Consider the following 15427-nt stretch of genomic DNA (forward strand, 5'->3'; position numbering starts at 1 on the left):
GATCGTTGGGGCGAGCACTCCACGTCGGCGGATCACCGGGCAACGCGGGACCGCTGCTCGCCGCGGGACTGCTCACCGGCGCGGCGATCGCCCTGGTGTGGGTGGCCGCGCGGGTGCTCGGCCAGGCCACGCCGTCCTGGCCAGCCCTGCTGGCCGGGGAGGCCGCGGTGATCCTCGCCGCGCTCGCCGCGGGCGCGGCCGCGCGCACGCGGCGGCAGGCCGAGCGGGTCCTGCTGACCGCGGCTGACGTCACCTGCGTCGCCGGGCTCGCGGTCCTCGCGCTGGCAATCGCCGTACTGCTGCTCGGGCACCTGCCGCGCTCGGAGCAGACGCGGATGGTCGGCCCGCTGTTCGCCGGTGCCGGGTTGGCGGTGGCCGGTGCCGGCCCGACGCGCCGCGCGGTGCGGGCGGCGGTGCGGCACGCGCTGCGCGGCCCCCGGCACGCGGCGGACGACGTGCTGCGGATGTTCGGTGAGCAGACGAGCCGCGGCGTGGACCTCCACGAGGCACTGGCCGGCCTCGCCGATGCCCTGCGGCGCCAGCTCTCACTGCGCCGGCTGGAGATCTGGACGGGGACCGGCGGCCGGCTGACCGCGGCGTTCGGCGTCCACCCGCCGTCGCCGACGGCGATGACGCTCGCCGACGCCGAGGTCCTCGCGCTCTCCCGGACCCGGGTGGCCGGGCCGGGCTGGCTGGCGCTGTGGATACCCCGGCTGCTCGGCGAGCCGGCCGGCGGGGCCGGTCCTGCCGGCGGTGCGCTCGAGCCCGGTGACGTCCCGCTGCGGCTGGTGCCGGTCCGGGCCGGCGGGGCGCTGCTCGGCCTGCTCGTCGCCGAACGGCCCGCGAGTGCCGGCGGGTTCACGGAGGCCGAGGACCGCCTGTTCGCCGAGCTCGGCACCCGGTTGGGTACCGTCCTGCACAACCGCGAGCTCGACGCGAACCTACGCGACGCCCTCGAGGACCTGCACCGGGCCAACGACGAGCTACGCCTGTCCCGGGCCCGGCTGGTCGCCGCCGCCGACGCCGAGCGCCGCCGGATCGAACGGGACCTGCACGACGGGGCGCAGCAGCATCTGGTCTCCCTCGCCGTCGGCGTCCGGCTGGTCCGCGACCTGGTCACCGAGGACATCACCGCCGCCACGGAGCTGCTCGCCACCCTGGGCGACCAGATCACCGAGACCATCGGCGAGGTCCGCGACCTCGCCCACGGCATCTACCCGCCGCTGCTGCGCTCCGTGGGCCTCGTCGAGGCCCTGCGCGCCGCCGGGCAACGCTCGCCGCTCGGCGTCACCGTGCGCGCCGCCGGGGTCGGCCGGTACCGGCCGGAGATCGAGGCGGCCGTCTACTTCTGCTGCCTGGAGGCGTTGCAGAACGCGGCCAAGCACGCCCCGGGAGCCACGTCCGACCGCGGGGTCGAGGTGGTCGTGGCCCTCGCCGAGCGCGGGGACACGCTGGAGTTCACGGTCGCCGACGACGGGGTCGGCATGGAGCCCGCCGCGATGCGTCCGGGTCACGGCGTGACGAACATGCGCGACCGCATCGGCGCGATCGGCGGCTCGGTGCGGTGGGCGAGCTCGACCGGCGCCGGCATGGCCGTGCACGGGATCGTGCCCCTCGGCGCCGAGGTGAGCTGAATGGCATCCTCGATGGGCGCCGCTGGAATGGGCGCCGCTGGAATGGGCGCCGATGGGATGGGCGCGGTGGGGATGGTCGCCCGCGCCGAGCTGCGCCGCCGCCTGCCCGCGCTGATCGCGCTGGGTCTGCTCACCGGGATCGTCGCCGGTCTGGTGGGCGGCACCGCCGGGCTGCTGCGGCGCACCGCGACGGTGCACGACCGGCTGGAGCGGGCCTCCCGGCTGGCGGACCTGCAGGTTTCGTTCGCTCCGGACCCGGCGCTCGCCCGCCGCGTCGTCGCCGCCGTCCCCGGGGTCGCCGCGGCGTCGACGCTGCGGGCGATGGTCGCCCGGGTGGAGAACCGGCCGGGCGTGGTCTATCTCGGCATGATCGCCCCGGAGCCGGGTGGGGCGACCCAGCTGTCGACCCCGGTGGTCGTCCGCGGGCGACCGGCCAGCCCCGCCGCGCCCGACGAGGCCGTACTCGACGAGCGCACCGCGACGTCCCTCGGCGTGGCGCCCGGCGACCGGCTGACGTTGCGCCTGCTCACCCGGCATGACTACCTCCACTTCGACACCGGCCTCGGAACGCCGGGCGGAGCGCTCGTCACCGTCACCGTGACGGGCCTTACCCGGATCGCGGGGGTGGCCGCCGGGCAGACCCCGCTGTCGCTGTCCCCCGCGGCGGCCGCGCACCTCGACCCGGTCGGCCTCAGCGTCCTGCTCCGGCTACGCCCGCCCGGCCCGCCCGGGGCGGTGGGGGCGGCGGTGAACCGGGCGCTGGACGCCGTGGCCGCGACGGTGCCACCGGAGCCGGACGCCGACGAGTTCCCGCCGCTCATCGTCACCCGCCCCGCCGCGGAGCCCGACACCAGCGCGGCCGCCGCGCGCCGCGTCCTCGTCACCGGGCTGACGGTCTTCGGGCTGGTCGTCGGGCTCGCGGGACTCGTCACGACCGCGCAGGTGTTCGCCCGCCATCACGCGGCCACGGCGCACGCCCAGCGGATCGAGGCGGTGCTCGGGCTGTCGCCGGCGGGTCGGGTCGGCGCCCGCGTGCTCGCCGCCGGCCCCGCCGCACTGCTCGCCGGGCTGGTCGGGACGGCCGGGCCGGTCCTCGCCGGGTTCCTGGGGCCGCTGGGCACGCTGGCCGCCCTGGAGCCGCACCCCGGCTACGCCGCGAACGTCACCATCACAGTGATCACCGGACTCGGGGCGGCGGTGGCCGTGCTGGTGCTGACCGCGACGACCGCCGCCCGGGCCGGGCGCCGCCGGACCGACGAGGCCCACGCGGGTCGGGTGAAGGCCGGCTCCGTCGCGGGCCCGCTGCTCGCGCTCGCCCGGCGCGGCCCGGCCTGGCTGTGGGTCGGCACGGCCTTCGCGCTGGGGCGCGGCCAGGGCGGTACCCGCGGCGCGCGGCGTCCCGCCCTCGCCGCCGCGGCGGTGGCGGTGACCGGGGTCGTCGCCGCGGCGACGATCGCGAGCTGCATCGACCGGCTGGTCTCCAGCCCGCACCGCTACGGTTGGCGGGGCGCCGACCTGCAGATCGTCGACGCCCGTCCCGACGTCGAGGCGAGTCTGCGCGCCGACCCGCGCATCGCCGAGGTCCGTACGCTCGCCCAGTCGACCGTCCTGACCGGCCAGGACTGCGCCGGCGGGGCCGACACCAGCCAGGAGCATGCCAACCAGGACGCCGCCAGTTCGGAGGACGCCAGCCAGGAGCACGCCAACCGGAACACAGCCGGTCGGGGGGACGCCGGCGGAGGCGACGGCAACCCGGGCTACGGCACCCGCGCAGATGTCGCCCAGGACAGCGCGGGTCAGCAGGACCCGAGCCGCCAGGACCCGAGTCGGCACGGCGCCTGCCGCGAGATCGTCGCGTACGGCTTCGTCGGGGACGTCGGGCCGCGCGCCGGGACCGGCATCGGCTGGACGTTGTTCAGCGGGCATGAACCCCGGACCGCCCGGGAGGTCGTGCTCGGCCCCAGGATCGCCGGCGAACTCGCCCTGGTCCTCGGTGACGCGCTCGACGTCGCGACCGTGGACGGCCACCGGCAGCGGTTCACGGTCGTCGGCACGGGCATCGGCCCGGTCTTCGGCAACGAACAGCTCGGCGCCAGCCTGCTGCTGCATCCGGCGGCGCTGACCACCGTCGCCCAGACCAGCCCCTGGCGCAACGCCCTGCTGCGCACCGCCCCCGGCGTCGCGCCCCGGACCGTGGCGGACACGTTGGGCGCCGACCTGGAGCTCGCCCTGCGCACGCCGCCGGGTGAGGTGACGAACCTCGGCGGGATCGGCCGACTCCCGCTGCTGCTGGAGGCCGCGCTGGCGCTGCTCGCGCTGGCCGCCGTCGCGCACGCCGTCCTGGAGACCGGCCGCCACCGCCGCGGCGAGCTCGCCGTGCTGCAGGCCCTCGGCTTCACCGCCGCCCAGACCGCCGCCGTCACCCTGACGATGTCCTGCGTGCTGGCGTCGCTGGCGGTGCTGATCGGCATCCCGGCGGGGTTCGGCCTCGGCCGGCTGGCCTGGTGGGAGATCGCCACCGCGACCGGCGTCGCCCCCGACCCCGCGGTTCCCGCGTGGACCCTGGCCCTGCTGCTCCCGGCCGCCCTCGCCGCCGGCACGCTCCTCGCCGTCATCCCGGCCCGCCGCGCCGCCCGCGCCGCCACCTCCAGCCGCCGCGACGATTGACCTCGCGGCTTCGGGTGCCCCCTCGGCTACACGCTGGCGGCGGGGTCGCGCCAGTGGCGCCAGAGTTCCCGGAGAACGTCGGCCGCGAGGTCGGCCTTGTGGAGGTAGGGCAGGCCGCTGGCGGTGACGTTGGCCGGCAGGTCCGCGCGGTCGTAGGTGGAGCAGAGCACAACGAGGGTGGCCGGTCTGGACGTCCGGATGAGCGTGCCGGCGGCGACGCCGTCCAGCCCCGGCAGGTTGACGTCCATCAACACGAGATCCGGACCGAGCACCTGCGCCGCGGCGACCCCCTCCTCGCCGGAGGCCGCCTCACCCGCGAGGACGAAGCCGGGCGCCCGGCGCAGCACCGCACGCATCGCGAGCCGAAACGGTCGCTGGTCATCCACGACCAGCACGCAGACGTCGGGCACACGTACATCGGGCACCTGGGACACTCGTCGAGTCTTCCCGCCGCGCACGGACGGGACCAGGGTGCGACCACGTCACCCCCGGGGTGTGGCCACCCTCCCGTTGCGCCCACCGCCATCGGCGGAACGCTCGTCGCCGGCCGGCGCGGCGCCGCCGGCGTGCAGGAACATCAGGACGGCCTTGACCCGGCGGTTGAGGTCCGGCTCGTCGGTGAGGCCGAGCTTCGCGAAGATCGAGTTACTGTGCTTCTCCACCGCCCGCTCGGACAGCACGAGGCTCGCGGCGATGGCGGCGTTGCTCCAGCCTTGCGCCATGTGGCCGAGCACCTCGCGTTCCCGCGGCGTAAGCCGGTCCAGCGCGCTGTCGCGACGCCGGCTGCCGGCGGCGACGAGCCCCTCGACGACCGTCGGATCGATCATGGACTCCCCCGCCGCCACCGCACGGATGGCCCGGATGAGGTCGTCGACCCCGGCAACCCGCTCCTTGAGCAGGTACGCCCGCCCCGCCGCGCCCCCATCGAGCAACGCGATCGCGTAGGACGCCTCGGCGTGCTGGCTGAGGACGACCACCCCGACACCGGGCCGCTCCCGGCGCAGCCAGCCGGCGATGCGGATCCCCTCGTCGGTGTGCGACGGCGGCATCCGGATGTCGGTGACCACGACGTCCGGCTCGCTGTCCAGCACCGCCTGCTCCAAGGACGGCAGATCGGTGGCGGTGCCTACCACCTCGACCCCGCCCACCCGCCTGATCATGGTCTCCAGACCCTGCCGGAGCAACGCATTGTCCTCGGCCAGCACCACCCGGACGGTCATACGCCCCACTCTAGGACGTGCAGGGCAAGCGCCCGTGCGAGAGCAGGCACAGCCGCAGCCAAGTGAAGCCGATTTACCATTGGGCGCGGGAGCAGCGGCGACGGCTAATTGCTCGACCAGGTGGGGGGCGACGAGGCATCGGATCCCCACACCACCGAGACCTCTGCGGCGGAACACAAAGCGAGTAGGTCGGGACGCGGTTTCCGGGGAACCAGGAGGACCATTCTTGGCGGTGGATCAAAAAAGCGGCGGTAATCGATGAGCTGTCCGATAGCCATACGGATGGCATCTCGCGTCACGGTACCTTTAGCCTCGATGAGCTCACCGGTCGTGTCATCGTAAAGATCGGTAAAAAGGGGATGAACCTCATCGGGGGGCAGAATCTGCTTTCTACACACCTCATGGCCAAGGGATAGAAGGTGCTCACGGTAGGCGCTGACGAGGGCAGCCTCGCGCCGGAAGGCCGTGGTCGGCTCAGCCGGCGAGGATATCGCGTAGTTTTCGACGTTCGACGCCTCTACCGGGATGGAGGTGACCCTGCTGGTCGTCGTGGGAGTCTCAGGGAGGTCTGCATCGACCGACAGCACCGACCCCTGCGGACGTAGCCGAAACATGATGACTGTCCGCAGCGGCCCACCGTTAGTTTCTGGCGCCTCACTCGTGTACCACGGGCGATCAGGATCGATCTCGAACGCCCCGAGATACTCAACGCCATCCGGCACGACGCGAAAGAGGCGAAGCGTGCGGCCGTCCCTCCGGTGAGCCAGGATGGCGAGATTCCCCTGCACCATCCGCTGATCACCAAGCTGCCCTTCCCCGGTGTAGTGGAAACATCCGTCGTCGCCCCACCCGTCAAAGTAGCCGTGCGACCGACCCCGTACCGGGTTCGTAAAGAGCAGCACATTGGGAGTGGAGCGGGACGGGCCAATTCCGCCCTGACGTCGACCGCCATAACGCGCATGGACGTCGCGACGGACTACCACAACCCCCGGCTGGATCTCCCAGAAGACAGCGTCTGGGCCAGCAGGACCTGCCGCCTGACCTAGCAGCCGGTGCAGCGCCGCCGCGAACTGTTCACGGTTGCGCTCGTCTCGTAGCAGTTCAAAGGCAGGCGCGGAGAGTCCAAACTCAGGATCCTCCCGATCCAGCCACCGGCGTGGCTGCGAGCTGTGCGCCGCGGGCGCTGCTGAGCCGGCGCGGATCTCCCAGAGCGGGGAGTTCCTCAGCGCCACCACCGGGTACTCGGGTGCTACTCGTCCGCGGTTCTCGACCCCACCCCCGACCAGCGCAGCCGCCAGCTCGTCGCGGACTTCCGACCAGCGGCGGAGCCGTACTCCATCCCCGATGCGCTCCACCGCCCACAGCAGCGTCAATGACTGATGCGGCAGCGAGACTCCCCGAGCCGACGCCCTCCGGAGCATCGACAAACCGCTCAAAGCGTCATCTAGGTGCACTGCGCAACGATACGGTCGCTCTGTCCGCTTTGCACGCGGTCCCGTGGAAGGCTCGTCGCGGTCGAACAGTGCGCAGGCACGGTCGCCGGAGTGAGTGTCAGCACGCTCGCCGCCCGCCGGGGCTGGGCCGGCGTGCGACGCCTACCGATCCAACCGCCTCGCCTGGACCGCTCACAGGAAGTTCACAGCCAGGACTCAGGCTACGGCCAGGCATTCGGGAGAAGCTGTCCCGTATGCAACCGGTGCGGGTACTCGTGGTGGACGACGAGACGACGCTGGCGGAGCTGCTGTCGATGGCGCTGCGCTACGAGGGGTGGGAGGTGCGCAGCGCCGGGGACGGGCGTGGCGCGCTGCGGCTCGCGCGCGAGTTCCGGCCGGACGCGGTGGTGCTCGACATCATGCTGCCCGACATGGACGGGCTGGAGGTGCTGCGTCGGCTGCGGGCGGAGAGCCCGGACGTCCCCGTGCTGTTCCTGACCGCCCGCGACGCCGTCGAGGACCGGGTGGCCGGGCTCACCGCCGGCGGCGACGACTACGTGACGAAGCCGTTCAGCCTGGAGGAGCTGGTCGCCCGGCTGCGCGGGCTGATGCGCCGCGCGGCGCGAACCACCGAGGCGCTGCAGGGCGCGCGGCTCGTCGTCGGCGACCTGACCATGGACGAGGAGAGCCGCGAGGTGGCCCGCGGCGGCGTCCCGGTGCACCTGACCGCGACCGAGTTCGAGCTGCTGCGCTTCTTCATGCGCAACCCGCGCCGGGTGCTCAGCAAGGCGCAGATCCTCGACCGGGTCTGGAACTACGACTTCGGCGGGCAGGCGAACGTCGTCGAGCTGTACGTCTCCTACCTGCGCAAGAAGATCGACGCCGGCCGCCCGCCGATGATTCACACGATGCGGGGCGCCGGCTACGTGCTGCGGCCGGCCGAGACCGACTATCCCGTCCGGTCGGACAGCGCCGCAGCCTCCCCCGCACCCACGGCGTGACGGCGTGACGGCGTGAACGCCACCGCGCGGCACACCGCCTCGGTCGCCCAGGCCGGCCCGTCCGGGCAGGTCGGCCCCGGGCGACGCCGCGCCGGCCACGGCTGGCCGGTCGCCCCGTCCCGCTGGTCGTTGCGGACGCGGCTGCTCGCCCTGCTCATGGTGCTGCTCGCCACCGTGTCGCTGGCGATCGTGTTCGTGACCGCGGTGGCGTTGCGCGGCGTCCTGCTCGACCAACTCGACCGCCGGCTGCACGAGGCGAGCAACCGGTGGGAGCGTCCCCCGTCGCGGTTCTTCGACACGCCCCTGCCGCAGCAGCTCCCCGGCGACGGATCGGACTCCGGATCGGGCACGGTTCCCGCGCCGGGCTATGGCTATGGCTATGGCTCGGGCTCGGGGTCGGGGTCGGGCACGACAACCTCCTGGCGGCCTGCCGCCACGACGGCGACCATCAGCGCCACCGTGGTCTCCGCGACGACCACTGCCGGCATGATCCGCGCCACGACGAGCGGGAGCAGCACGACCAGCACCGCCCCGACCGGCGCCATCACGGCTCAAGGGGTGTCCGCGCGCGTGATCTCCGCCGCGGTCCCGAAAGCGACGACGGCCGGCTCGGCGACGTCCACGGTGCAGACGCTGTATGGCGTGAGCGGCGGCACCCTGCTCAGCCGTTTCTTTACCGGGCCGGTCGAGCCCGGCACGCTGGCCGCGGTCATCGACGACACCGGTATCTACGGCGCCTACATCGGCACGGCCGACTCGCCGCAGGTGCTCTCCGCCAGTCAGGCCGCTACCGTCGCGGCCGTCCCGCGTGACAGCGGCACGCATACTCGCGGTCTCGCGAACGCCGGCGACTACCGGCTGCTCAGCCGTACCCTGCCCGACGGCACCACCGTCGTCACGGGCCTGCCGATGAAGCAGGTGAACGCGACGCTGACCAAGATGGCGGCCATCGCCGGCGCCGTCGCCCTGGCGGGGGTGGCCGCGGCGGCGGTTGCCGGCACGGTGATCGTCCGGGTGACCCTGCGCCCGCTGCGCCGGGTGGCGGCGACCGCGTCCCGGGTCGCGGAGATGCCGCTCGACCGGGGCGAGGTGGCGCTGTCGGTCCGCGTGCCGGAGGTCGACACCGACCCGAGGACCGAGGTCGGCCAGGTGGGCTCGGCGCTCAACCGGATGCTCGGCCACATTGGGGCGGCGCTGGCGGCCCGGCACGCCAGCGAAACGCGGATGCGGCAGTTCCTCGCCGACGTCAGCCACGAGCTGCGCACCCCGCTCGCCGCGATCAGCGGCTACGCGGAGCTCACCCGCCGCACCCGCGAACCCGTCCCGCCGGACGTCACCTACGCGATGAGCCGGGTCGAGTCGGAGAGCGCGCGGATGACGGCTCTGGTCGCGGACCTGCTGCTGCTCGCGCGGCTCGACTCCGGGCGGCCCTTGGAGCACGAGCCGGTGGACATCTCCCGGATGGTCGTCGACGCCGTCAGCGACGCGCACGTCGCCGCCCCCGACCACCGCTTCGCGCTCGACCTGCCCGAGGAGCCGGTCACCGTCACCGGCGACTCGGCCCGGCTGCACCAGGTGCTCGCGAACCTGCTGGCCAACGCCCGCACCCACACCCCGCCGGGCACCCGGGTGACGGCCAGCCTGTCCGTCACCGACGACGAGGTCACCGTCGCCATCGTGGACGACGGCCCCGGCATCCCTCCCGACCTGCTGCCCGAGGTCTTCGAGCGCTTCGCCCGCGGGGACAGCTCCCGGTCGCGGGCCGCGGGAAGCACCGGGCTCGGCCTCGCCATCGTCGCGGCCGTCGTCGAGGCGCACCACGGCCGGGTGGAGGCGACCAGCCAACCCGGGCGCACCGCGTTCGTCGTCGCGCTGCCGCGCTGGTCGGCCGCGGTCTCGGCGCAGGGCGAGCCGGCCACCCCGATGACCACGACCCCGGTCCTGACCGCGCTGCCAGGACCGGCGCCGGTGGCGCCACCCGCACCGCCGGCAACGGCGGCCGGCCTCGCCGGGCCCACACGCCGCGCCTGAGCACGTCTCCGCCACGCCCGGCTCCGGGGCCGTGACACAGGCGAGGGTCCTCAACCGAGCTTCACAGGTTGCGCACAGGCGGAGCACAAGGACCCGAAAGGTCGATGGCCCAGGGTGATCCTTATGTCGCCCACACTCACCGACCCGATCCCGCACGCCGGGGGTCGGCGCGCTCAGGGACACCGTCGCCGGCTGCCGTGGACCAGGACGGATCCGGCTCAGCCGACGGACCACGACGCGCCCACAGTGGTCGGGCCCGCCGCCGAGGACACCGCACCGCCGGTCGCCACCGAGCCGGACCCGCGTTGGGTCCGCCCGGCGCTGATCGTCCTGCTGGTCGGCACCGGCGTGCTGTACCTGTGGGACCTGAGCGCCTCGGGCTGGGCCAACGCCTTCTACTCGGCCGCGGTCCAGGCGGGCTCGGTGAGCTGGAAGGCGTTCTTCTACGGCTCCTCGGACGCCGGCAACTCGATCACCGTCGACAAGCCGCCGGCCTCCCTGTGGGTGATGGCGCTCTCGGCGCGCATCTTCGGGCTGAACTCGTGGAGCCTGCTCGTCCCACAGGCGCTGATGGGCGTGGGCACCGTCGGGCTGCTCTACGCGACGGTGCGCCGACAGCTGTCCGCCGGGGCGGGGCTGCTCGCCGGCGCGGTGCTCGCACTCACCCCGGTGGCGGCGCTGATGTTCCGGTTCAACAACCCGGACGCGCTGCTGGTGCTCCTGCTCGTCGCCGGCGCCTACGCGACGCTGCGCGCGGTGGAACAGGCCAGCACCCGCTGGATGGTGCTGGCCGGCGTGCTGGTCAGCTTCGCGTTCCTGACGAAGCTGCTGCAGGCGCTGGTCGTCGTACCGATCTTCGCGCTGGTGTACCTGGCCTGCGCGCCGACGTCGTTCTGGCGCCGGGTCCGCCAGACGCTGGCCGGCGGCCTCGGGCTGCTGGTCCCGGCCGGACTGTTCATCGCGATCGTGGAGCTGGTCCCCGACTCGTCGCGGCCGTACATCGGCGGCTCGCAGCACAACAGCCTGCTCGAACTCACCCTCGGTTACAACGGGCTCGGCCGGCTCACCGGCAACGAGACTGGCAGCGTCGGCGGCGGTGGGGCTGGCGGCCGCGGCGGTTTCGGCATGCTCCAGGACGGCGCGACCGCGGCGCTGCCGGGCGGCGGCACCGGCACCGGCGGCGCGGCCGGGTTGGCGAACGGCGCCGCCGGCGGGATGCCGTTCCCGGGCGGCGGTGGCCCGGGCGGCGGGCGCGGCGGCGGCATGTGGGGGGAGACCGGCTGGACGCGGATGTTCGGCTCGGAGGTCGGCGGTCAGATCTCCTGGCTGCTGCCGGCCGCACTGATCCTGCTGGTCGCCGGGCTGTGGATCACTCGACGGGCGCCGCGGACCGACCGGCTGCGGGCCGCGTTCGCCCTCTGGGGCGGCTGGCTGCTCGTCACCGGGATCATCTTCAGCCAGATGAAGGGCATCTTCCACGCCTACTACACGGTGGCCCTGGCCCCGGCGGTCGGTGCCCTGGTGGGCATGGGAGCGGTCCTGCTGTGGCGGCACCGGAGCCACCCCGCCGCCGCGCTGGCCGGCGCGGCGACGATCGCCGCGACCACCGCCTGGTCGTGGACGCTGCTGCACCGCACCGCCGACTGGCACCCGTGGATCCGCTACACCGTGCTGGTCGCGGGGATCATCGCGACGCTCGGCTTCCTCGCGACCGTCCGGCTGCCCCGCCGGGTCTCGATCGGGGTCGCCGCGGTGGCGCTCGTCGCCGGCCTGCTCGGGCCGGGCGCCTATGCGGTGGCCACCGCCGGGTCGCCGCACACCGGCTCGATCCCCTCGGCCGGTCCGGCCGGCGCCGGCTTCGGCGGCCCGGGCGGCTTCATGCGCCGCATGAACGGCCAGCAGGGCGGCCCGCCCGGCATGGGCCAGAACCAGGCCGGCGGCCAGCAGGGCACCGGCGGCCAGGGCCAGAACCAGGCCGGCGGGGCCTTCCCCGGCGGCGGCCAGGCAGGCACCTTCCCGGGCGGCGGCCAGGGCGGCGCCTTCCCCGGCGGGGGCCAAGGCGGCTTCTCCGGCGGGGGCCAAGGCGGCTTCCCCGGCCGCGGCCAGGCCGGCGGATTCCCGGGTGGCACCGGTGGCACCGGTGGCACGACGGGCGGGGGCACCGGCAACGGCGCGGCGGGCGGCCAGGGCACCCTCCCGGGCCAAGGCGGCACCGGCACCGGCCAGCAGGGCAACGGGTTCACCGCCGAAGGCGGCATGCGCGGCGGCATGGGCGGCCTGCTCGACGCCGCGAAACCCAGCGAGGCCATCGTGAAGCTGTTCAAGCAGGACGCCGACTCCTACACCTGGGTCGCCGCAGCGGTGGGCTCGAACAGCGCCGCCGGTTACCAGCTCGCGACCCGCGAACCGGTCATGCCGATCGGCGGCTTCAACGGCAGCGACCCGTCGCCGACCCTCGCGCAGTTCAAGAAGTACGTCAGCGACGGGAAGATTCATTACTTCATCGGCGGCGGCGGTTTCGGCCGCGCCAACGGCGGCAGCAGCTCCTCGCAGGAGATCTCCTCCTGGGTGACGGAGAACTTCACCGAGAAGACGGTCGACGGGGTCACCCTCTACGACCTGACCGCCCCCAAGGCGAGCACCGGCACCTCCGCCACCAGCACCACCGCTCGTACCGCCTGATCTATCGCGATCGTCAGGCCGGCCGTGTGTTCCGGGTTCTTTCTCAGGCCCGGAGCACACGGCCGCTACCGTGTCTCGCCCGATATATGAGATTCCAAATCCACTGCACGCGTCCGGTCCGCGCTTATAGGGCCGTCGCGACACGAGCTGGACGGGATACGGACGGAATTTCATCCGGCGGCGATGCCGTAGAGCAGGCCGTGGGGGTGGAGTGTGTAGGGGTTTCGGCGGGGGTTACGGTGAGAGTCGATCCAGGCTGGGGGGAGGAATTCGGGGCGCCGGTCAGGCCCGAGCTGGACGGTCCAACCCTGGTGATGGACAACCCGGTGGTGATAACCGCAAAGCAGTACGCTGTTGTCCAGCGAGGTGTCTCCCCCATCGGCCCAATGTCGAATGTGATGTGCTTCGGTCCATCCTGCGGGCCGGTCGCACCCCGGGAACGCACAACCGTTGTCGCGAGCGATAAGAGCGCGGCGAATGTCGGGGGTGACGGTGCGCTGCGCGCGTCCGACATCAAGAGGAACGCCGGCGGGGTCGAGGACGATGCGGCGGACCGAGGCGTCGCAGGCCAGGCGGCGCAGCACCTCGCGGGGCAGGGGCTGACCCCAGCTGGTGGTGGCGGGCACGCCCGAACCGCCGACCAGTGCCGCCCAGGTGATGGTGACGCTCAGGTGCGGGCGGATCCCGCCGCCGGCGGGCAGGACGGCGGCGTCGAGAGTCCGACCGAGTAGATCGACGAGGGCGTCGGCACGCCGCCGGGCGGGGCTACGCGAGTCCAGGGCACCGTCGATGGCGGGGCGCGGAGCGGCCAGCGGGTCGAGGGCGGTACGCACCAGGGCAGCGGCTTCGGGGTCGAGCTCACCGCTGATCCGGGTCATCCCATCCGGCAACTCCGAGATCCACAGCCCCCGACGACCCGCCGGATCCTCCCCCTGCTCCCCATCCGCGTCAGCCACACCGGCGGAATCGGCGGGACTGCCAGGTTGGACGTCGCCCGCAGCGCCGCTGTTGGACTTGCCGTCGCTGGACTCACCACCGGCGCCAGGCCCACTGCCCTCACTGCCGGACTCCCCGCCGGCGGCCGGGCCAGGCGGATCATCGCCGGGGCTCTCGTCCACCCACGTCAGGGTCTCGCGGATGTGACGGGCCAGGCGGGCCAGTGCGGTCGGGTCGAACTCGTCGGCCTGGCGCAGCAGGAACGCCTCCACCTGCCGGCGCACATCCGCGGTGACACCGGCCGGCAGCGATCGCATCCCCGCGGCAATCACCTGTGCCTGCTCCACACTGATCTCCGCCGCGGCCAGTCGCGCCCCCGTCGCCGCCAACGGACCGTCCACCGCCACGGCAACATCGACCAGGCGACCCGCATCCGCCGCCCGGACCCGTAGCCGCTCCCGCAGTAACGCCACCGTGCTACTGGCACCCGCGCGCCGCGCCAACCCCCGACCATGCACCTCCGCCACCACTTGAAGCCGGAACGCCGCCAGCCGCGTCAACACGGCCGAACAGTCCACCAGAAAATCCAGCAGACCCGCATCCGACAACGACCACACCGGACCACCCATCAGGCCATCCACCCGCGCAGACACCGCGGTCAACCCATCGACCAGTACATGCAAGCCACTAGGGAAATCAGGATTCGAGACCATGCGAAAAAGCCTAGCCGAACAGCTAACCGATGTCGAACGCATGTTCGGATACGTAACCATTGCCGATGTATGGTCGCAGCAGGAAGACCGACCACAGCCACAACACCAAGGGCCTCTCACTGCAGACACCTACCGAGGAACGGCCCCTTGCAGAAATGAAGAAGTTCGGCCGCACCAGCAATTTGATCTTGCGTTGCCCGTTAGTATGGAAGACACTGCGGAGCCTGAGATGGGTCGAGGCATCGAGGCCCCGCCGTATGACACGGGAACCACACGTCGCGATCCGCGGCGCCGAGAATGAGAGGACGAGTCATTATTAGGTAGATGCCTTGCTAGAGATGCTCGTCAATACGTCAAGGGGAGGAGTGAAGCGCGGCGGAGACTTCCTTCGATATGATGCCCAGCCGCTTCCTTCTACATGATCGGAAAGTCGGCTGGTTACAGCGGTTACTGATCTTTAATGTGTGGTGTCGGTTGATGGTTCCTGTTGATGGTTCCCGGGTCGGTCCCGGTGGCGGCGGGTGTTGATCTTTCTCGATGTGGGGCGGTCTCGGTGACTCGGGTGGCCGCAGGGACCGTGGCGTAGGACAGGGTGCCCGTGGCGCACGCTGCCCGGATCGCGGGGAGCCGTTCCACGGTGTGGGTGGTGGCCGGCACTGCCGGGCGGTATCCACCTTCCCCTCCGCCAGGGACGTGCCGGCTACCGGGACCGCCGTAGACACAGCCGTCGGAGTTGCCGCAAGGCCAACCACCGTGATCACCGGGCCGAGGGTGTCGTGGATCATCGGACCCGGGCAGGCTCCCATCCACCACCGACACTTTCCCGACCCCGACCCCACCCGATCTCGACCCGACCTGTTCCCGACCCCAGCCCTGGTGATCATGGTGTTCCGCGGAACCGAACATCGATGATCATGGTGTTCCGCGGAACCGGGACCCGCGTCCGGGCATGGTGTTCCGCGGAACCGAGTCCGACGATCATGGTGTTCCGCGGAACCAGCACCGCGCCCAGGCCGACCCCAGCCCGCGTCGACCCCCGCCCAGACCCGACCCCCGCCCAGACCCGACCCACGCCGTCACCGCAGCACAGCCGTCGCTCTCCCGCCGACA

The 15427-nt window shown here is 72.9% G+C and carries 9 protein-coding genes; 5 read left to right on the forward strand and 4 right to left on the reverse strand.

The features are described 5' to 3' along the window. Positions 1-5: 5 nt before the first annotated feature. Together FRAQA3DRAFT_RS19980 and FRAQA3DRAFT_RS19985 are read left to right on the forward strand one after the other, a co-directional pair. Entirely contained in the window at positions 6-1634 is a 1629-nt protein-coding gene (locus FRAQA3DRAFT_RS19980) for a histidine kinase (protein ID WP_051054412.1), read from the forward strand. Next, on the forward strand, positions 1635-4301 hold the full coding sequence (locus tag FRAQA3DRAFT_RS19985) for an FtsX-like permease family protein (protein WP_009740867.1): 2667 nt from the start codon (positions 1635-1637) through the stop codon (positions 4299-4301). A gap of 26 nt (positions 4302-4327) precedes the next feature. Here the strand turns inward: FRAQA3DRAFT_RS19985 and FRAQA3DRAFT_RS19990 are convergent, their stop codons facing one another. The 3 genes from FRAQA3DRAFT_RS19990 to FRAQA3DRAFT_RS20000 form a co-directional block, all read right to left on the reverse strand. Further along, positions 4328-4726 (reverse strand): response regulator transcription factor, encoded by a 399-nt coding sequence (locus FRAQA3DRAFT_RS19990; RefSeq protein ID WP_009740868.1) that lies wholly within the window; start codon positions 4724-4726, stop codon positions 4328-4330. Between the two features lie 57 nt (positions 4727-4783). Further along, the gene (locus tag FRAQA3DRAFT_RS19995) at positions 4784-5521 is read right to left on the reverse strand and encodes a response regulator transcription factor (protein WP_009740869.1); all 738 of its coding nucleotides are present in this window, start codon (positions 5519-5521) and stop codon (positions 4784-4786) included. Between the two features lie 104 nt (positions 5522-5625). Then, positions 5626-6894, reverse strand: a complete 1269-nt coding sequence (locus tag FRAQA3DRAFT_RS20000; RefSeq protein ID WP_232291675.1) for a hypothetical protein — start codon at positions 6892-6894, stop codon at positions 5626-5628. A 314-nt stretch (positions 6895-7208) separates the two neighbouring features. Here FRAQA3DRAFT_RS20000 and FRAQA3DRAFT_RS20005 point away from each other — a divergent pair, with 314 nt between their 5' ends. From FRAQA3DRAFT_RS20005 to FRAQA3DRAFT_RS20015, 3 genes are all read left to right on the forward strand, one after another. Next, positions 7209-7955, forward strand: coding sequence for a response regulator transcription factor (locus FRAQA3DRAFT_RS20005; protein WP_009740871.1), 747 nt, complete (start codon positions 7209-7211; stop codon positions 7953-7955). Between the two features lie 12 nt (positions 7956-7967). Beyond that, positions 7968-9986, forward strand: coding sequence for a cell wall metabolism sensor histidine kinase WalK (locus tag FRAQA3DRAFT_RS20010; protein WP_009740872.1), 2019 nt, complete (start codon positions 7968-7970; stop codon positions 9984-9986). A 123-nt stretch (positions 9987-10109) separates the two neighbouring features. Continuing rightward, positions 10110-12668: a glycosyltransferase family 39 protein gene (locus FRAQA3DRAFT_RS20015; protein ID WP_009740873.1), complete on the forward strand. Its 2559-nt coding sequence runs from the start codon at positions 10110-10112 to the stop codon at positions 12666-12668. Positions 12669-12838: 170 nt separating this feature from the next. Here the strand turns inward: FRAQA3DRAFT_RS20015 and FRAQA3DRAFT_RS20020 are convergent, their stop codons facing one another. Next, positions 12839-14317 (reverse strand): HNH endonuclease signature motif containing protein, encoded by a 1479-nt coding sequence (locus tag FRAQA3DRAFT_RS20020; RefSeq protein ID WP_009740874.1) that lies wholly within the window; start codon positions 14315-14317, stop codon positions 12839-12841. Between the last annotated feature and the right edge of the window lie 1110 nt (positions 14318-15427).

Origin of the sequence: Frankia sp. QA3 (assembly GCF_000262465.1) — a bacterium.
GTDB lineage: Bacteria > Actinomycetota > Actinomycetes > Frankiales > Frankiaceae > Frankia.